Origin of the sequence: Caryophanon latum (assembly GCF_001700325.1) — a bacterium.
GTDB lineage: Bacteria > Bacillota > Bacilli > Bacillales_A > Planococcaceae > Caryophanon > Caryophanon latum.
Window position 1 is genome coordinate 114,808 of the sequence record NZ_MATO01000034.1, and the last position, 18,821, is coordinate 133,628.

Here is an 18,821-nt window from a genome sequence, read left to right on the forward strand (position 1 = left end):
AAAATGATAGAATGGAGGAAAGAATCATGGGGGCATTCACAATGAAAGAAAATATTTTAGGTGAACGTTTAAAGGAATTACGCGAACAGAAACGATTAAACCAAAAAGAAGTTAGTGCTGCTCTCGGATTAACGAACTATCAACTATCTCGTTATGAAAATGGCGCTAGTAAACCGACACCAGAGCAAATTAACATGTTCGCTGACTATTACCGCGTTTCAGCTGACTATCTTCTCGGACGCTCGAACAAGCCGACGATGCAAGAAGGTGTTGCGAATGAGGCACAAGCGAATTTATCCGAGCAACAACAGGAAGTGCTGAATTTCTTTTTAAAACTGGACGATGCAGCGTTCAACGACAAGCCAACTGATATGCTAGCAGCGCTCGAACAGTTTGAGTTGTATTATAAGCTGTATAAAGATCAGCAAGCGAAAAAGCAATTGTAGCTTTTTATTTTTTTCAAAGTTAGTGCAACAAATCAGGTCTGTTGATTAGCCACTTTTATACAGCTGAATTACTTGTTTTCAGTAGCAAAACTGAGATGAACGCTGCATTTTAGTGGCATGGAGCGTGCGGCGAGACTCCTTGGGGAATAGCTCGTGCCTCAAGACCCCGTAAGCCTCGACATAGGAGAGGCGCGGAGGCTTGAGGAAGGTGATGAGCGCCACGTCCATGTGGCATCGCATCACCTTCATGACCAACATCGTGTTCGCCGCCGAGCCCCAGGAGATTTATCTGCGACGAGTAACCGCAGGAGCACCGCGAGCCGCCATACGCGAAATGCCAGTTGAATGGCTAATCAACAAGCTTCGAAACAAATACAAAAGCCGAGCACCGTTGCACTTCTGCAAACGATGCTCGGCTTTTCGCATGGACTGCCCGCTTCATTCGTGCCAAAAATGATATTTTCATAGCATTTCTTCTGCTTCAACGGTATTATAGATTGTATAAATATATGTAAATTTATTGGTTTTTTAATACGTAAATATTCATTGAAGGAGCGTGCATTATGCCGATTGCTGTACTAGATTTTGAAATTGCCAACACAAACTACAACAGTGCCTGCTCAGTCGGAATTGTTGTCATTGATGGTTTAGAAGTGACGAAGGAGGACTATTCGTTAATTCGCCCACCTGGATTAGTCATTGATGAGGAGAAGACGAACATTCATGGCTTAACGAAGCGTGAGTTGTTGAGCGCACCTTGCTTTGACATCGTCTGGACGAAAATACAACATTACTTTAACGGCGACTACATTGTTGCGGCACATAACGCGTCGTTTGATGTGCACATTTTACATCATACGTTAGCGCTTGTGACCGAGCCGGTGAGCGTCGATTTCTTGTATTTCGATACGATTCAATATACAGCGCCATTTTGCCGAAAAATTGGTACGTCATTAGCGGAGCGTTTAGCGCATTTTGATATTTCAGCAAAGCAAATGCACAATGCGCGTGCGACAGCTGAGCTCATTATACAGGCGACAAAGCGCGCTAACGTTAAAAGCGTCGAGCAATATTTGTTGCAGCATGAAGTGGCGACGAAAAAGTTTAATGAACTGCTCGTAGAAGGTGCAACCGATCAGCACGCACCGCAGTTTTCAGAGGAGCAAAGCATCGCGTTAATTGCCAACATTTCGAGCGAGGCGCAGCGCATGTTACGTGACGTATTATACGAAAACATTTACCATAATCGAGAAAATTACGGCTTACTCAATAGCGAGCATTTACAAGAGCTATTTGATTTAAACATCTTTTTGCATGCGGTCGATGTCGCGGCGCAGTTTGATCCGTTCGGGCGCAATGAATTAAACGACAAAATCGTGCCGCTTAACGTCGAAAGCTTCAAAAAGAACTTCAGTAAAGAGGCACTTGTAAAATGGGCGATGGCGACAATACCGGACGAAATTCCGTCGATTACGGCGAATAGCGTCGTCGTGACGTTGCATCCGAGCTTTACGAATGCAAAGAAACAGCTGTATATGCATTTGAAGAAAAAGTGCGAGCATAGCTTTAGCTAACGCAAAAAGGAGCTGCCCGATTGTTCGGTCAGCTCCTTTACTTCGTTACACTTTGAAATGTTTAATGACGTCGCGTAAATGCTCCGACAGCTCCGCTAATGAGTTGTTCGCAAGACTTAACTCCGCGATCGATGCGTGCTGCTCCTCGCTCGCTTGACTTGATTCGATGGCGCTTGTAGCCGTCGTTTCAGCAAGGTGCGCGATCGTGTCCGCATGCGTCGAAACGAGCTGCTGATACGTGCGTAAATGAACCATTTCCATATTCGTTTCATCGATATGTGAAGCAACTTCCTCAATCATTTTCGCAATGTCGTCAAATGCGACTTGCACCGCAGTAGAGCGTGTTAGCCCTTGCTCAACGCTTGTCGTCTCCTGCTGCACCGATGTGACAACCATCGCCATTTGCTCGCGAATGTGCTGCACAAGTGCGGTAATTTGCGTTGCAGATTTGCTTGATTGCTCCGCTAAGCTACGTACTTCTTCTGCTACGACCGCAAAACCTTTACCGTGCTCTCCAGCTCGTGCCGCTTCAATCGACGCGTTTAGCGCAAGTAAGTTCGTTTGATCGGCAATTTGTGTAATGAGCCCAACGATCCCTTCAATTTCAAGCGATGTTTGCTGTAGCTCGACTGCAGCCTGCTCCGTTTGCTTCGATGTTTTCGCAATCGCATGAATTTGTTCGTTGACGCTTTGTACTGCTTCTGCCCCGACGACCGTTTTTTCTTTCGTTTGCTGAGACAACGACGCCATTTGCAAGCTGTTCGTCTGAATTTGCTCGACGTTTTGCTCTAGCTGCGTCATCGCCGTGCGAATGTTCGCCGTTTCATCTACTTGCTGCTGTGCCGTTTTATAATTTGTTTCCGCTAAGCTCGTTAAGCGAACACTCGTTGCCGCTGTACCTTGAGCCGTTGCTGATACTTCCTCCGCACTCGCTGATACTTGCTCACTTGACGATGCCGCTTCGACTACGACGATGCGCAGTGCTTGCTGCATATCATTTAAGCTAAGTGCCACTTCGCGAATTTCATCTTTTCGCGCAATGCTTAACGCTTCTCCTGTTAAATCACCTGTCGCAATTTGTTTCGCGCGAGCCGTTACGAGCTGCAGGCGCTGCACGATGCTACGTGAGAAGAAGTACGCAATCGTTAGCGCAATTGCGAATACAACCGTTGCGAGTAATACCGATGTTGTGCGCGTACTGCTTGCCATCTCTGCATTCGCATCTGCAATCAATTTCATGTCTGCTGTATGTACTTCTTTTACTTGCTGGAACGTTTGCTGTACTTTTTCGAAATGTGGGCGAATGTTTTGAATGCCACTCGTTGCATCTGCCCAACGTTTTTGTTCAACGTACGCAATATTGTTTCGTATTTGCTGCTCGAACGCTTGAAATGCCTCATTAAACTGCACTAACGCATTTTTCATATTTTCCGTTTGCGCATTTTGCTCAAGCTTCGCGATCGTCTCGTCAATCAACTCTAAGTTGCCTTTCGCACTTACTACCGCTTCACTATTTTGATATAACACAGACGATACCATATGTACACGCGTATTTTCGATGCGTGTGCCGAGCTCAATTAAATCAATCGATGGTTCTACACCAACTTCGTAAATTGCTTCACCATTAGTACGTATATTTTCCATACGAGTAAATAAAAATGTTGTTAGCCCTACGAATAATATGGAAACGATTAAAAAACATATGAATAATTTACCGAATAACTTCACGTTTACACCTCTTTCATTTCCTTTATATTATTATACTAGAAAAATCAATTCAACCTTTATGCATTCATTTTTCTAGCAAAAGGAAAAATCATTCGAAACGATCGTGCTTCGAATGATTTTCCACATTATTTTACCAGTCGTCTCCTACCTCTTCAACTGATAATACACTATCTTCTTCACGTACAGCTAAAATGTATTCACGTCCACTCGTCGTCTCAATGAATATGAGTGCATCTTCTGGCTCCGGCCCAATAACGGTTAACGCTAACGTATCGTTGCTAACGCGCTTCACAGTTACATCACCCATTACCTCAATCGATTCGATGTTCACCGAAAACGGCAACTTCACGTTTTGCGTATAAGATGTGATGAAACTATCCATAAACTCAATTGATTTCACGCCGTAATTCGTCAGCTCGTCATCAACAATTAACATAGCGTTATGTTTTTTAAAGTCAATTGATGATTTCGTGCCATTTGTACCAAATAATGCCTTTAATTGATTGATCGTCCAATCGTCGCCAAACGCTACCGCATCCCAGCCGAGTGTTTCGTTAATCGGGAAATAATAGAGCGTTTTATTTGTCGCAATTTCTCCATCCATTAAAATATCGCCCGTATCTGCCATTTCATAATGGTAATTTAATGCGACATTTTTATTTGGCGTATTGAAAATCGCTTCACCGAGACCGTTGAAATAATATTGCACCGTACGCGTCACAGCTTGCCCTTTGTACGTCCCTCGCAGCGTTAATGTGACAATGTTGTTCACGCCAATTGAATCCGATAGCACGAGCACGCCATTTGCATGAATTGCTGCTGCTTCATCTGTTGCACCGTCCGTCGTCTTATATGACAAGCTGCTAAACGTATCTAATTTGAACGCAGCGATCGGCACACGCACAGATATACCTAAATATTGCTCTAATGAAACATATCCGTTACTGTCTGCAAAAAACTCTGCCGGTGTTGAGCGCGTATGCCCAAATAATGTTTTTCCTTCCACGTCCACAATTTCAAAGAAGTCCTCTGGTGTGTTATTTGTCGCCTGTACGACTTGCAGCATGCCATTTGTCAATTTCGCCCCAATTTCACTCGTCGCATCAGCAATACGTGTAATCGACTGTAGCCCTAAATCGCTCGCTCTGTACGTGCCTGGTGGAAGCGTCGGTGTCGTCGGCGTTTCTTCTACTTCGCTTTCATCTAATAGCTCAATAATTCGATACATAAACGATGCAAAGTGCGAGCGCTTTACGTTGTTGTTCGGGTTAAACGTCGCCGCATTCGATAAGCCGAGCGCGTTAAACGCTTGAATAATGTCCTTCGTTTCCGCTTTCGCCTTCGCTAAATCGGTTACGTTCGTCGGCTTGCCTTTTGCCATCATCACAAGTACGTTTGAATCCTTTTGCACCGCATCGACTAAACGGCTTAATACGAGCACCATGTTTTGACGGTTCATGACGTCACGTGGCTTTAGCTGTCCGTTTGAGCCGTTAAAAATGCCGTAATCCTTTACGACTGCGGCTAGCTGAATAAGCTCCTTGTCGCTACCTGTCACTTTAATGTCGCTGTAGCGCTCCTTCGTTAACGCATCAGCTGGAATCGTCGCGTAGCCTTCTTTCACTAAGTAACGCCCTAAAATTTTTACAACTTGCGATCGTGTAATGTCGCGCGCCGGGCTAAATGTCGTCGCCGTCGTTCCGTTAATAATACCGAGCTCATGTAACGACGTAATTTCCTTTTGTGTCGCCTCGTCATATGACGCAATATCTGTAAATGTTGCGGCTTGTGCAATTGGTGCTGCTGCGACGATTACTGCTGTCGCAAACGTTGCCGCCCATAAATTTCGTTTCATTACGTAAAGCACTTCCTTTCATTATTCCCTCATTATATCGGACAATTTTTTAGTTTACTATAGGCGCATATTCGCACATAGACGAACGAAAATGCTGTGTACTAGCTTATGCTGAAATGACTGCTTCGTCAAATAAATGCGTTTCATTCGCTCATCTACCTGCAGATCGTATTACGGCTCGCTTTGTCTGTGCACATACATCTCTTAGGGATCCGATGTTTGGTGGAAAGCAACGCCACGCGATGACAAAGAACGCGATGTCGTTCCTCGCTATTATGTATACGGAATGGTGAAGTTTTCAGACACGTCCTAGCTTACGGTGCTGAACCGTTTTTCGCTAAAAACAGTTCAACAAACGTATTTGATCGCACAAAAAAAGCACCCTACAAAAGTAGAGTGCTTTAATTAACGAAATTAAGTTTAATTATGAAAATTAAAGTTTAGTTACGTTAGCAGCTTGTGGTCCGCGGTTGCCATCTACAACTTCGAATTCCACTTGTTGACCCTCGTCAAGAGTCTTGAAACCTTCACCTTGGATTGCTGAGAAGTGTACGAATACGTCGCTTTCGCCTTCTACTTCGATGAATCCAAAACCTTTTTCTGAGTTAAACCATTTTACTGTACCTTGTTTCATGCGAGAAAACCTCCAAAAAAAAAATAAATATAACAAATGAGTGCACATTCATTCATTTGTTACATTTATTATAACATCTACCTCAATATTGTCAATTTTATTTATGGAAATTGCAACGTTTTTTCACGTTTCACAACGAACGATAATGCCGTGATACAATTGCGCATCATCATCGCATGCGTCGCAAAAAAATTGCTCCTCTTCATCCCAAAACGCATAAAAAAATTTGTTGCGGCACTCTTCGTTTGGATATTTTTGTCGATACATAAGCAACAGCATTTGTAAATGTTCCTCTAGCTCTATTGCTGTATTAAACTGAAATTTTTCGATTACATAATCTTCCCAACCGTCAAATTGCCACCACGGTTCATAGTCAGCTTCCATTACAATTATCTCGTACATGCTACATTCCCCTTTAGTTCTTCATTCTATAATTATTGTTTACGTGTTGTAATTAATTTTCACTATTTTCCATGTTACAATACATGATACAATAAACCTAAAAATCTTATTTTCACTTATGAAGGAGTGTTTTCAAATGTTTTTTAAAAGCAAACAACAACCCGTTTTATCTAGTACACCAACATACAAAACAGATATTCATGTTGATGGACGCTTACTGCAAACGTTAGCATCTAATTCATTTCAAACGCAAGATCACGTTTACTTGAAGGAAGCTTATTCACTAGTATCAGCGCATATTCAAACAATTTGTGAAACATTCCATACAAGACTCGCACACATCCACGAATCAGGCAAAAATCCAATCGATGAACCAACGATCCGACGTTACTTAGAGCGATTTTTTACACATCCGCGCGACAACGATTACGTCGAAAAAAACTTGAGCTTCTTTTATCAATTTAGAAAAAATCATTTTGAGCCTGGAAAATTAGTATCTGTATTTAATCAATTTGGCTTTGATTTAATTAATTTACTGCATTTAGAGAAAAAAAACAAAACAATTGCTTTGATCCATTCGGTGCAGCTCGCGCTAAACATCGACCAGCAAATTTTAGTCGAATTGTTGACGGAGCGCATGATTGAAAATGTCGTCCGTGAAATTTCCGACTTAATGGATTCGAATGCACGTATTATGTCGATGAAAGACTTAGTGCAAAGTTTAGATGAGCAAAACGTTCAAATTCAACGTACTGCAACGGCAACTGAAGAGCTATCGTCTGCCATTACAGAAGTTGCTCGCACATCGACGCGCATTTCTGAAAAAACAGCGGACTCGCTTACACTTGCTGCGCGTGGTCAACAAGACATTGAGCATGCATTGAACGATATTTTCAAAACAGAGGAAACGTTCACACAAATCGTCGACACGTTTAACGACTTGCAAGATCGCGTAAATGACATCGAGTCTGTCGTAACGTTAATTAACGGCATCGCAGACCAAACAAACTTGCTTGCGCTAAATGCATCCATTGAAGCAGCACGCGCAGGAGAGCACGGCAAAGGCTTCTCGGTCGTAGCACAAGAAGTTCGCAAGCTTGCAGAAGGAACGGTGTCTGCACTCGGCAGCGTTCGCGAAAACGTACAGCACTTAAAGAAATATTCAAACGACGTATCCAACTCCATTCACTCAACGAAAATGACAATTCACGATGCGACAAATGAAGCGAAAAACTCACTCCCTATTTTATCTTCAATCGTCGATGCGGTAGAGCAAATTAGCTTAGACGTAACGACGACAGCCGCTGTATCACAAGAGCAAGCAGCCGCCGTTGATGAAATTTCAAACACGATGAACCGCATTGCGCGCCTTTCTGAAGAAGTGCGTGAATACGGTGAAGATACGTCGATCGGCATTCACCGCCTCGGCGCAGAAATTAACGACTTCCGTTTACGCGTCGTTGAGAAAAACAAAGTACAACTATCAAGCATCGCGCTATTACAGCTATCAAAAGCCGATCATATTTTATGGAAATGGCGCGTCTACAACATGTTTATGGGCTTAGAACAAATTCAAGGCTCAGACGTCGTGTCGCATAAAGATTGTCGCCTCGGCAAATGGTACTTCTCTGACCGCACAGCGAAAAAATTCAAATCGCATCCAGCGTATGAGCAAATGGATAAATACCATGCGGAAGTTCACCAAGCAGCACGTCAAGCAGTTGAAAACTTTAACGCTCGTCATTACGCAGAAGCTGAAGCGAACTTAAAGCAATTAGAAATCGCATCTGAACATGTGTTAAAATACATTAATATGCTCATTAATGAACTACAAGAAGAACGTCTCGACGGCTAATCGCTATCGCTGGACTACGAGTACTAGAGGAACTTGTAATGACCTCTAGTGCTCCTTTTATTTTATGTATGATTTTCAGCACACTACTGTCGTTCGTGCTTGTTTTTTGTACAATTTTTATAAACGTGCAAAAGAAGTAAGCATATTATTGAAACTTTTTTGTTACTTTCACGTAAAATATAGGCATAAGTATAATTTTGAAGGAGGCGCTCCCATGTTACATGCAGGTCATTTTGTCATGCGACATTTATCGAGCTTTATCGTATCGTTTGTGACGTTAACTGCGTCCACTTTGTTTTTTGAGCCACATCCGTTGTCGGTCGTTGCTGCTACAGCAATTACGTACTTTTCAACAGCAAGCATTACGAAATTTATTCAAAAAAAGAAGCTACTTCAACAGTTCCAGCTTTCGAAAACGGAATATAAACATATTCATGAGCAGCTACAACTTGCTCAAAACCGTTTAAATACATTGCAAAAACAATTTTTACGCATTCGCTCGGTCGCATCGTTTAAACATATTAATGAACTGTCGCGCACATCAAAGCGCATCATTAACATGGTAAAAAAAGACCCACGTCGCTTTTACAACGCGGAGCAATTTTTTTATGCGCATTTAGAGTCAGCTGTCACGCTCATTGAAAAATATTCGATGCTCAATACGCAGCCGTTAAAGGATCCAGAAATTAAAATGGCGCTGCAAGAAACGACGCATACACTTGATACAGTGCAACAGCTCATTGATAATGATTTAAAGCAAGTGCTTTCTTCTGACATCGAGCATTTAAAGCTTGAAATTGATTTTGCGAAGCTTTCGGCTAATGAGCAAAAAAAGACATTTGATATAGAGTAGGTGATTCGATGAACGACCGATATGACGACGTGGAAGCAATGCTGCAAATGCCTGCTCCAACGCTCGAACGCGATGCGCAGCCGATGCTCATTGAATCGTTGCCACACACGCAGCAGCAACAAGCACAGGAGCTTGCTGCGACGATTGATATTCACGATTTTGAAGCTGTTTTACAATACGGGACAGATGCACAGCTTGCTCTGTCTCGTTTCTCTACGCTTTTACTTGCTCAAGTACAGCGCAAGGAGCAAACGAACATTTCGGCCGTGCTATCACAGCTAACCGATACACTCGAAGAAATTAACCCGCAATCATTAACCGAAAAACGCGGGTTTTTAAAACGTTTTTTACCGAAAAGTGCAACGTCAACGCAGCAGCTTATGACGAAATATAAGCGTATTAGCGTGCAAGTCGATCGCCTGTCCGTTCAGCTAGAGCGCTCAAAAATTCAGCTGCTGCGCGACTTACAGCTGCTCGACCAACTATTTGAGCAAAACAAAAAATATTTCGATGCGCTCAATTTGTACATTGCCGCAGCGGAAGTAAAACGTCTTGACGTCCTATATGAGGAGCTGCCGAGCGTCCAGCAACAAGCAAACGAAAGCGACGACCCGATGGCACAGCAGCAGCTAAAAGACTTACAAAGTGCGATTGAACAGTTTGAGCAGCGCATTTACGATTTAGAAATGGCGCGCATGATGACGATTCAAAGCGCACCGCAAATTCGCCTCGTGCAGCAAACATCTCGCATGCTTGCAAATAAAATTCAAACGTCCATCCAAACCGCCATTCCTGTTTGGAAAACACAAATTAGTTTAGCGATCACGCTGAATCAGCAAAAGAAAGAAGCTGAGCGCCAACAGCAAATTGACGCACTTAGCATACAAATGGGCGAAGCGAGCGCGCAGCTGCATGCTGACACGACGACGGACGTATTTACGACGCATGCACAGCTTTTATCGACGATTCAAGAAACGATCGACATTGAGCAATCACAGCTCGAATCGAAGCAGCAAATCGAGCAAATTGCGACGCAGCAGCCGCTTTCTCGCATGGCGAAGCGTCAATTATAACACTAAGATGAATGTATATTTCTTTACAGTTGTTTAAAGAAATATACATTTTTTGTTTATTTTTATAAATTGTTCTACAATTCCCTTGACAACATTTCATATAAAATTTAGAATTATCTGTAATTAATACACATTTATTTCGTATGTTTTAGCCATTTTATGCATAAACGGGTTCATCACCACAACCTCATATTGAAAGAATTTCTACAGTGCAAGCGATGATTTTCGCAATTAATCTGAAATAATTGCTGTAGATCAGTAGCAAAACGCAAGCGGCGACACTCGTTAGTGAATCGCAAAGACATAAGCTTAACACTACAAAGGAAAAGCCTGCCTTGACGTGAAAAGCAACTGTAATTTCTAGTGAGGAGCTTATAAACGTTTGAAATTATGCAACAATGGGTAAAGTTATCAAATAAAAAATATAGATATAATAAAGGGGATGTTTCTATGAAAGCAACGATCGGCAATCACATTACATTTTCACGCTTCGGTTTTGAATTATACGGTACGGTACAAAAAATTTACGATAACTCGGTGTTAGTCGAGTTAACAGAAAACTCGTTCAAACACGTAATGCACGAAATTCCAAACGAGATGACAGTCGTGAACCATCGCAACTATTCAATCGTGACACCGATGGAGACAGCTGTATAGCATAAAAAAACGTCCCACATACAATGGGACGTTTTTTCATGCTTATACTTCCTCGAAATATTCTTTGTAGAAGCCGCCAACTTTACCTGTGTTGTCGATCACAAAGATAAATTCCTCTGTTTCGTTTTTCACTTCATACTCTTTACCAACTGTTAATACATTTGATACTAAGTACTTCGATGCATTCGTATGTACGCACTTCACTGTACGAAGCGTCGGTGCATCTTTCCATTTTAAATGTAACATATAACTAACCTCTCTTTTTCGTGCAAATTCGCACAAGCTGTAACTCCTATTTTAAACGATTTTATCACCTTTGTGGGAAAAAAATTATTTTTTTGCTAAAATGTGATGGAGGTGAGGCGCTTGGAATATTTTTACGCGATTGCGATTGGCATCATATTATGTTTCTTTATTTACGGTGAATGGAACTCACGGAAATAATACAACGGGCTGCCCGATTCATTCGGACAGCCCGTTTTATATTTGCTTATCAGGTCTGTTGATTATCCAAGGAGTCTCGCCGCTTGTTCACTGCCATTACGATGCTGCTTTTATTTCCTATTGGTCGCTTAAAACAATCGATTTAGTCGTATAAAAATGGCGTATTAACACGTCTGTTTGCTTATAGCTGCATGAGTAACAAGACCGCCATCGTCAGCCCAAGCAGCACGGAAATGTAATGCGTTACGATGTCGAAGCGGTCGCCGTTAATGAAGCGCCCCATATATAGCGCAAGCACGGCATCAATGAGTAGCAACGCGAGCAAGTAGCCTTTAAACACGACAATCTCCGTAAACATGATGGTAAACATAAATATAATGCTCACGGTCATCATTAAATAAAATATGCCTTGCCACTGCTTTGGCGCATGCTTTATACCTTTTTGCTCGCGACCGGTGCGCTTGCAATAATAAGGCAACGCACCGTTCCACACCATCGTCACGACGAAGCCTACAACGAAGTACGTCGGCAGCTCCTTAAACGGTGCGTTTAGCCATGCGTCCTCGTCCTCCGTTAGCGCATAGCTGACGTCGTTTTGTCTATCGTACAGCGCCATGTAGTCGTGCTCAAACAAATACGTCTCCCCCGCATACTCGGCGTACACGTATGACGGCGATTGCTCAAATCCTACAATATCCAAATCGTCGTCAACACGCGCAATTGGCTCACGCTTGCCACTTATAATGTCTTGAATAGCGTTTCGTACGATTCGTAACTCATACGGTGTGACGTTCGTATAATACGTCACTGGAAATGAAAAATCGTCCTTCAACTGTGTCATATGGGCAACGAATAATGGATCAGACTGTAGCGTCGTTTTTTCACCGCTTTCGACATACGTTAAAAACAACAAAATGAGTACAATGCTACACATCGCAGCGAGCGGCTTCCATTGTTTCGGTCGCTTCGGTCGTTTATTCGTCACGCGCTCATAAATGCGGCGCTGCTGGTCGTCCGTTGCCTTTAGCTGACTAAGCTCGCGCAATCGTTCATTCAACGTCATCGTACATCCCTCCTAATATGCGCTGCAACGCCTTCATCGCACTGCGCTGTGTGTTCACAACCTTTGTCGTGCGCCAGCCGAGCAGCCGCGCCGTTTCCTCGATCGAGTAGCCTTCGATTTTACGATAAATAAGCACTTCTTTATGCGACAGCTTGAGCTGCTGCATCGCCTTCATTAACTCGCGCAACTCCTCCTTTGCAATAAGCAAATCTGGTAACGCCGTCGTTTGCTGCTCGTGCTGCTTCGTAAATGGTAGCCATTGAATGAGTGCCTTTTTGCGGTAATGATCATACACTAAATGACGCGCAATCGTTCGAATGTAGGCGATTTCGGTATGAAGCTCGCCTCGGTTGTACACACGTAAAAACGTCTCCTGCGTCAAATCTTCCGCGAGCTCCTTACTGCCGGTCATGTAAAAAATATAGCGGTAAATGGCTTGAAAATGTTGCGTGTACTGCTCCTCAAATGACATGTGCTTCACCTCTTATATGTATAGACGAACGAGCGCCAAAAATTTGTATGCGCATCTAAAAAAAACTAGAAGAAATTATTCCTCTAGCTTCGGTAGCTGCATCGTGCTGTCGTTCGCACTGAGCAGTTGAATGTTGTCGTACTGCATCGGACGATCGTCGTTCACACACAATAAGCCGTACACTTTTGGCTGCGCGGTCGTTTTCATAAAATGCATGTAGCGAAGCAGCTGTGCAAGCCCCGACTGAATGTATGCTTCGTTCGTCGTATATTTTACTTCCCCGATGACAACGTGCGTCAACGTGCCGTGTTTGACGTACTCGATCGTGAAATCCGGTCGCCCGCGCCATACAAAGTCCGTTTGCTTGCGCTGAAACAACGTATGCGCTGCTTCGTTAAACTGCATTGCCGCCCGCTTCGTCGCCTGCACGAACGGATGCGCACTATCTAGCTCACGAAACGCCGTATGAAACTGCGTATGCGGTGTCGTCGCTTTATTATGATAAATGGTGACGCTTGTGTCGCCGTGCTGCCACGAAGCGAGTGGGCGCGTTTTACCGTCATTCATATGAAACGTTACATCGCGCTGCTGCTTAATAATTTGCACGATCCAATATAGCTCAAACAATACGTCCGTATGCTTCGGCACGATGAAAAATTCCGTTAATGCGCGCTGTAATAACGTCGCATCATATCGGCGCTGCTGTAAGGCATGCAGCTGTCGATATAGTTTGGCCGCATGTCGGTATAACGGCTGTTGATGCTGCTCCATGCGAGACAATATGCGCGGTGATGCCGTCATACGCTGTCGCTTCACATGTGCTGCCGCGCGCAAAAATGCAGGCATCGCTTCGATAAACGGCGCATACCAGCTGCGACTTTGAAACGTGCGTAAAAACGTATCGCGTTCATACGACGTGCGCAGCGTATAGGCGACCGCTTCCACTACTTGTCGCTCGGCGTCTTGTGCATCGGTACTTCGTGCGACAACGACGTGCTGCTTCGAATGCGTCGTTTGCTTTTCGATCGTTGGCTGCCAACAAATGGATCCGCGCACTTCCCCAATATACGTTGCAGTTGTCGTATGACGGCGACGCATCGATTGCGCATCAGCCGTAAACGCACGCATAAACTGTAACGTTGCCTGCTGCTTAAAGATTGCAAGCTTTAACAAATCGCTAAGCCGCTCAATATGCAGTGCATCGTTTACGTACGGCGCGATGTTCACGATGCCGTCTTGCACATACGTCACTAAATACGGTAATACTTCCTGCAGTAGCTCCTCTTTATTCATAGTCGCTCCAGTTAAACAAGTCTTCACACGCCTCACGCAGCCGCTGCACTTGCAAATGATCACGAAATGGCTTTAGCGCATCTAGCCATTGCTCAATGCGGTATTTCGCTACCCCTTCTAGCTGTGGCACGACGTATAAAATGAGCGCCGATGTCATATCGTCTTGCTCACTTAACATCACGTAGCGCACAACGTCTTCGATTATTGCAGGACCGACTTTGCGCACGTCTTGAATTGTTTGCCAAAGGGCGGCGAGCTGCTCCACATCGTCATACGTCATCTGCCATGCGTGCAAATAACTCGTCATCAGTGCGGGCGTAATCGTTTTTGGCAGCGGCACCGGAATGAACGCAAAACGACGCATAAGCGCATAGCTAACGTCAAATAACGTCGCCTTATCGCTCGTATTCATCGTCCCAATGATGCGCCAATCATTACGCATTACATATACGTGCTCACCATGTTGCTCCTGTCGCGTCATCACGACTGGCTGACCGTTTGACGCTTCATACGGTAATACGACGTCATCACCGGCAAGCACCGAAAAAAGCGGACCGAACGCTTCGTCCATATTCGCACGGTTCATCTCATCTAATATGAGCCATTTCGCATCGGGCTTTAGCGCCTGCAAAAACACACCTGGATGGAACTGCAGCTCGCCTGTTTTCGTTGGACGATAGCCGCCAATCGTGTCATATGCCGACCAGTTCGCACTCGCTGTGACACGCATGTACGGCTGCTCAAGCTGCTCGCAAACGATCGTCGCAAGCTTTGACTTCCCTGTGCCAGGTGCGCCTGTAAACAATATGTGCTTGCCGCTTTTTAATGCCGTTTCAATTTGCGCACGCAGCACATCACTTGCATCGCCAAATACGAGCCCGTGCAGCGATAACGTCGGCTCACTCTTTTTCGGCTGCCACATCGCATATAACGGTGATGCGTAAAAATCAACGTCCTCCATTTCATTTGATAGCTCCTGACGCAAATCGTACAGCTGGCGATCGATGTCGTCCTCGCGATGCTTCAGTATATGTTTAAACGCTTCGATAATGCGCGTTTTATGTGCGCTGCTCGCGATGCATGCGTAATACGTCGGGGCGAGCAAGTGTGCGAGTATATGCTCCATTTGCACATCTTTTTTCATCGTTTGGCGCGCGTCGACAAGCAGGCGCTTCAATCCTTCCCACGGGCTTGCAAGAAGTGCTTCACGCTGCTCTCGTGCTAACTGTTTTAACGACAGCGCAAACTGCACGATGTAGCGCACTTCATCATATTTCGCCGCATTGTAAAACGTGCCCGTCGCCGCTAAGCCTGCTTGTAACGGCTGTAACTGCTCGTCAGTCGGTCGCGCAATGCCACCTGCTTGTGCAACGTCCAACAGCTTTCGTTTTTTCGTTTCGTAACGTACGGAGCTGCTTTGTGGAAACAAATAATACATGTACAGCACTTCAACGAGGAGCGCATACATCGCGTCGTCTGCACCGCGTAGCTGCGTGCGCCAAGCGTCATCAAATGTGCGCACATCACTTCGCTCTAGCAATGTTTGTAACGTATGTAAATGCTCGTTCGTCCAAAGCACTTCGTCTGTAAATAGCGAGCGGTCGTCGATTAAACATCGTTGCTGCCATTGCTGCACTGCGTCATAAATTGCTTGTTTGTTCATGTTTTCACCTCGTTACTTGTAGTGTAGCACGAACGACACTAAAAAACAGACGGAACTTCGCCATGAAAAAAACGATCCGTAGCACGTGTACGAATCGCTTTTTTCATTATTGTGTGACAGGCGTATTGCTAATTGCTTGCACCATAAACATTTGCTGATCGATTTCTGTCAATGTGCTAAGTGCGCTGTTAATTTCGTCTAAATGTTCATACCCTTTACGTACACCAATTGCAATCGATAGCTCCTCAGGCTCCACATCAAAGCCTTGCTCAAACTCTATATATGTAAACGTATCGTATGCTGCAGTCGCTGAAATTGCTTCTGAACGTTCCGCTACGTAGCCGTCGATTGTCCCTTGCTCTACTGCTTCACGCATGACCGCAAAGCTTTCCATCGCCGCCTGCTTTTGCACATTAGCCATTTGATCAATGACGTTATAAAGCGTCGTATTTAGCTGCGCTGTAATTTTCGCACCTTGGAAATCAGCTAACGTTCTAGCCTTTGCATATGGACTATCTCCTTTTGTCACGATTACAAAATCAGATGCGTAATATGTATCACTAAAATCAATGCGCTCTTTTCGCTCCGCAGTTGGCGACATGCCCGCGATAATCGCATCAATCTTTCCTGCTTCAAGATTTGGAATTAAATCGTCCCATTCTGTTTTCACCAGCACTAATTCTTTTCCGAGTGCTTCGACTACTTCCTTTGCTACTTCTACATCGTAGCCTCCTGCATATTCAAACGAGCCGTCAAGCTTCACCGCACCATTTGCCTCTGTTGCTTGCGTCCAGTTAAACGGTGGATAGTCCGCCTCTAATCCAACTTTGAACGGCTCCTTTTGTTCCACTTTTGCTTCACTAACTACTTGCTCCTCTTCTTTGCTACATGCAACGAGTACGACCGTTACTATGAGCATAAGCATTAATACACGACTACTTTTCCACATTTTGAAATCTCCTTTATACACTGAATAGTTTGACAATTAAGCGTGTTGATTAGCCAATCAATTGGCAGAAGCGTATTGCGGCTCACTTTCCTGGGGCTCGCCGCACACTTACTGCCACTAACATGCAGCATTTATTTCTAAATTGTTGCTAAAAACAGCCGACTTCACTGTATATAAATGGATCTTCACCATAACTTGGGGTTGCTTTCCACGTCGAGGCAGGCTTTCCGCGGGCGCGGCTCAAGCCTCCTCGTCGTTCGTGCCTCACGACTGCGGGGTCTCGAGGCTCGCGCTTTTCCCGCAGGAGTCCGCCTCTCGTTTCAAGCAACCTTTATGCGTCAACCCCAGCTTACGGTGATGAACCATATAAATGGCTAATCAACAGATCTGTTTGACAATATTAACGAAAAATAAAAGTAGCGATTACAATACGCTACCTTCCCATTAACATTAAAAGAGTATAATACGCGCTGTTAATTGTCAATATTATGATAAAAATACCTATTTTTCGGTTTATTGCAGTGAGCTCATATTGACGCATAAAAATTGCTTGAAACGAACGAAAAAAAGATGCACGAACGTCACATCGGAGCGTTCGTGCATCTTTTATTGAAATTAAGAGTTTAATAATAAATCTTCTGGGTTCTCGATCATTTCTTTAACTGTTTTTAAGAAGCCTACAGAATCTTTACCATCGATAATACGGTGGTCATAAGATAATGCCACGTACATCATTGGACGGATTTCGATTTCGCCGTTAACTGCTACTGGACGGTTAACGATTGAGTGCATACCTAAAATACCAGCTTGTGTACCGTTCATGATTGGTGTTGACATTAATGAACCGAATACACCACCGTTAGTGATTGTGAATGAACCACCAGCCATGTCGTTTAAGCCTAATTTTTTGTCGCGTGCTTTAGAAGCTAAGTCCGCGATATCTTTTTCGATTTCAGCGAAGTTTTTAGCGTTTGCATCACGCACGATTGGTACTACTAAACCTTCTTCAGTTGATACGGCAATACCGATATCGTAGAAGTTGTTTAAGTGAATTTCGTCACCTTGGATTTGAGCGTTTACGTATGGATATTTTTTAAGCGCTGCAACTACTGCTTTTGTGAAGAATGACATGAAACCTAATTTGATGTCGTTTTCTTTTACGAAGCCGTCTTGCTTGCGTTTACGTAATGCCATAATGTTTGTCATGTCGATTTCGTTGAACGTAGTTAACATTGCAGTTGATTGTTTAACTTCTAATAAACGTTTTGCAATTGTTTGACGACGACGAGACATTTTTTCGATTGTTACGCGATCTGTTTCAGAAGCTGGTGCGAATACTACTGGACCACCTGTGAATGCTACTGGAGCTGCTGCTGGTGCCGCTGCTGGAGCTGTACCGTGAGCTGCAACGTCTTGTACACGTACGCGACCGTGGATGTCCACTGGGTTAATCGCTGATAAGCTAATGCCTTTTTCGCGAGCTAATTTGCGAGCTGCTGGAGAAGCGATTACGCGCTCACCTGATTCTTCTACTACAGGAGCTGGTGCCGCTGCTTTTGGAGCTTCTTGAGCTGGTGCTGCTTCTGCTTTAGGTGCTTCTTGAGCTGGTGCTGGAGCTGCGCCTTCACCTGCTTCTACGATTGCCACAACTTGACCTACGTTTACAGTGTCGCCTTCTTCAGCTAAAATTTGCGTTAATACGCCCGCTTCTTCAGAGATGATTTCAGCGTTTACTTTATCTGTTTCTAGTTCCATGATGAACTCGCCTTTTTCTACGCGGTCACCAACTTTTTTCACCCACTGGGCAATTGTACCTTCTGTAATAGATTCTGCTAATTCAGGGATTTTAATTTCTGCCAC

17 protein-coding genes are annotated in these 18,821 nt (G+C 44.1%); 6 read left to right on the forward strand and 11 right to left on the reverse strand.

The genetic code is table 11. The features are described 5' to 3' along the window. Positions 1–26 precede the first annotated feature (26 nt). Both A6K76_RS08915 and A6K76_RS08920 read left to right on the forward strand, forming a co-directional pair. A complete protein-coding gene (locus A6K76_RS08915; protein ID WP_066464215.1) occupies positions 27–446 on the forward strand; it encodes a helix-turn-helix domain-containing protein in 420 nt (139 codons plus the stop codon). A gap of 563 nt (positions 447–1,009) precedes the next feature. Then, positions 1,010–2,020 (forward strand): exonuclease domain-containing protein, encoded by a 1,011-nt coding sequence (locus tag A6K76_RS08920; protein WP_066464217.1) that lies wholly within the window; start codon positions 1,010–1,012, stop codon positions 2,018–2,020. A 45-nt stretch (positions 2,021–2,065) separates the two neighbouring features. Here A6K76_RS08920 and A6K76_RS08925 read toward each other — a convergent pair whose 3' ends face one another. The 4 genes from A6K76_RS08925 to A6K76_RS08940 form a co-directional block, all read right to left on the reverse strand. Next, positions 2,066–3,748, reverse strand: coding sequence for a methyl-accepting chemotaxis protein (locus A6K76_RS08925; RefSeq protein ID WP_066464219.1), 1,683 nt, complete (start codon positions 3,746–3,748; stop codon positions 2,066–2,068). A 130-nt stretch (positions 3,749–3,878) separates the two neighbouring features. Continuing rightward, entirely contained in the window at positions 3,879–5,603 is a 1,725-nt protein-coding gene (locus tag A6K76_RS08930) for an S-layer homology domain-containing protein (RefSeq protein ID WP_066464221.1), read from the reverse strand. A gap of 433 nt (positions 5,604–6,036) precedes the next feature. Then, positions 6,037–6,237 (reverse strand): cold-shock protein, encoded by a 201-nt coding sequence (locus A6K76_RS08935; protein ID WP_066464223.1) that lies wholly within the window; start codon positions 6,235–6,237, stop codon positions 6,037–6,039. A gap of 123 nt (positions 6,238–6,360) precedes the next feature. Further along, positions 6,361–6,639, reverse strand: coding sequence for a DUF1033 family protein (locus tag A6K76_RS08940; protein ID WP_066464225.1), 279 nt, complete (start codon positions 6,637–6,639; stop codon positions 6,361–6,363). Positions 6,640–6,775: 136 nt separating this feature from the next. On the opposite strand from A6K76_RS08940, the gene A6K76_RS08945 reads away from it, so the two are divergent. The 4 genes from A6K76_RS08945 (at position 6,776) to A6K76_RS08960 (ending at position 11,077) form a co-directional block, all read left to right on the forward strand. Beyond that, entirely contained in the window at positions 6,776–8,494 is a 1,719-nt protein-coding gene (locus tag A6K76_RS08945; RefSeq protein WP_066464228.1) for a globin-coupled sensor protein, read from the forward strand. A gap of 214 nt (positions 8,495–8,708) precedes the next feature. After that, positions 8,709–9,347 (forward strand): 5-bromo-4-chloroindolyl phosphate hydrolysis family protein, encoded by a 639-nt coding sequence (locus tag A6K76_RS08950; RefSeq protein ID WP_066464231.1) that lies wholly within the window; start codon positions 8,709–8,711, stop codon positions 9,345–9,347. A gap of 8 nt (positions 9,348–9,355) precedes the next feature. Continuing rightward, positions 9,356–10,420: a toxic anion resistance protein gene (locus tag A6K76_RS08955; RefSeq protein WP_066464234.1), complete on the forward strand. Its 1,065-nt coding sequence runs from the start codon at positions 9,356–9,358 to the stop codon at positions 10,418–10,420. 450 nt (positions 10,421–10,870) lie between these two features. Beyond that, positions 10,871–11,077 carry a DUF2187 family protein gene (locus A6K76_RS08960; protein ID WP_066464236.1) on the forward strand — a complete coding sequence of 69 codons (207 nt, stop codon included), beginning with the start codon at positions 10,871–10,873 and terminating at the stop codon, positions 11,075–11,077. Between the two features lie 42 nt (positions 11,078–11,119). Here A6K76_RS08960 and A6K76_RS08965 read toward each other — a convergent pair whose 3' ends face one another. From A6K76_RS08965 to odhB, 7 genes are all read right to left on the reverse strand, one after another. Then, complete coding sequence (locus A6K76_RS08965) at positions 11,120–11,323, reverse strand: DUF6501 family protein (protein WP_066464238.1); 204 nt, start codon at positions 11,321–11,323, stop codon at positions 11,120–11,122. 379 nt (positions 11,324–11,702) lie between these two features. Then, positions 11,703–12,584, reverse strand: coding sequence for a hypothetical protein (locus A6K76_RS08970; protein WP_066464240.1), 882 nt, complete (start codon positions 12,582–12,584; stop codon positions 11,703–11,705). After that, entirely contained in the window at positions 12,571–13,056 is a 486-nt protein-coding gene (locus A6K76_RS08975; RefSeq protein WP_066464241.1) for an RNA polymerase sigma factor, read from the reverse strand. Before A6K76_RS08975 ends, A6K76_RS08970 begins: the two co-directional genes overlap by 14 nt. 75 nt (positions 13,057–13,131) lie before the next feature. After that, positions 13,132–14,349 carry a hypothetical protein gene (locus tag A6K76_RS08980; RefSeq protein WP_066464243.1) on the reverse strand — a complete coding sequence of 406 codons (1,218 nt, stop codon included), beginning with the start codon at positions 14,347–14,349 and terminating at the stop codon, positions 13,132–13,134. Further along, on the reverse strand, positions 14,342–16,012 hold the full coding sequence (locus A6K76_RS08985; protein ID WP_066464246.1) for an AAA family ATPase: 1,671 nt from the start codon (positions 16,010–16,012) through the stop codon (positions 14,342–14,344). Before A6K76_RS08985 ends, A6K76_RS08980 begins: the two co-directional genes overlap by 8 nt. A gap of 106 nt (positions 16,013–16,118) precedes the next feature. Beyond that, a complete protein-coding gene (locus A6K76_RS08990) occupies positions 16,119–16,961 on the reverse strand; it encodes a transporter substrate-binding domain-containing protein (protein ID WP_066464248.1) in 843 nt (280 codons plus the stop codon). 615 nt (positions 16,962–17,576) lie between these two features. Continuing rightward, on the reverse strand, positions 17,577–18,821 hold the full coding sequence (odhB, locus tag A6K76_RS08995; RefSeq protein WP_066464249.1) for a 2-oxoglutarate dehydrogenase complex dihydrolipoyllysine-residue succinyltransferase: 1,245 nt from the start codon (positions 18,819–18,821) through the stop codon (positions 17,577–17,579).

What these genes read in the sequence shown, in the direction of transcription:
- A6K76_RS08915 (WP_066464215.1), top strand. Translation starts at nt 27, where the DNA reads ATGGGGGCATTCACAATGAAAGAAAATATTTTAGGTGAACGTTTAAAG.
- A6K76_RS08920 (WP_066464217.1), top strand. Translation starts at nt 1,010, where the DNA reads ATGCCGATTGCTGTACTAGATTTTGAAATTGCCAACACAAACTACAAC.
- A6K76_RS08930 (WP_066464221.1), bottom strand. Translation starts at nt 5,603, where the DNA reads ATGAAACGAAATTTATGGGCGGCAACGTTTGCGACAGCAGTAATCGTC.
- A6K76_RS08935 (WP_066464223.1), bottom strand. Translation starts at nt 6,237, where the DNA reads ATGAAACAAGGTACAGTAAAATGGTTTAACTCAGAAAAAGGTTTTGGA.
- A6K76_RS08940 (WP_066464225.1), bottom strand. Translation starts at nt 6,639, where the DNA reads ATGTACGAGATAATTGTAATGGAAGCTGACTATGAACCGTGGTGGCAA.
- A6K76_RS08945 (WP_066464228.1), top strand. Translation starts at nt 6,776, where the DNA reads ATGTTTTTTAAAAGCAAACAACAACCCGTTTTATCTAGTACACCAACA.
- A6K76_RS08950 (WP_066464231.1), top strand. Translation starts at nt 8,709, where the DNA reads ATGTTACATGCAGGTCATTTTGTCATGCGACATTTATCGAGCTTTATC.
- A6K76_RS08955 (WP_066464234.1), top strand. Translation starts at nt 9,356, where the DNA reads ATGAACGACCGATATGACGACGTGGAAGCAATGCTGCAAATGCCTGCT.
- A6K76_RS08960 (WP_066464236.1), top strand. Translation starts at nt 10,871, where the DNA reads ATGAAAGCAACGATCGGCAATCACATTACATTTTCACGCTTCGGTTTT.
- A6K76_RS08965 (WP_066464238.1), bottom strand. Translation starts at nt 11,323, where the DNA reads ATGTTACATTTAAAATGGAAAGATGCACCGACGCTTCGTACAGTGAAG.
- A6K76_RS08970 (WP_066464240.1), bottom strand. Translation starts at nt 12,584, where the DNA reads ATGACGTTGAATGAACGATTGCGCGAGCTTAGTCAGCTAAAGGCAACG.
- A6K76_RS08975 (WP_066464241.1), bottom strand. Translation starts at nt 13,056, where the DNA reads ATGTCATTTGAGGAGCAGTACACGCAACATTTTCAAGCCATTTACCGC.
- A6K76_RS08980 (WP_066464243.1), bottom strand. Translation starts at nt 14,349, where the DNA reads ATGAATAAAGAGGAGCTACTGCAGGAAGTATTACCGTATTTAGTGACG.
- A6K76_RS08985 (WP_066464246.1), bottom strand. Translation starts at nt 16,012, where the DNA reads ATGAACAAACAAGCAATTTATGACGCAGTGCAGCAATGGCAGCAACGA.
- A6K76_RS08990 (WP_066464248.1), bottom strand. Translation starts at nt 16,961, where the DNA reads ATGTGGAAAAGTAGTCGTGTATTAATGCTTATGCTCATAGTAACGGTC.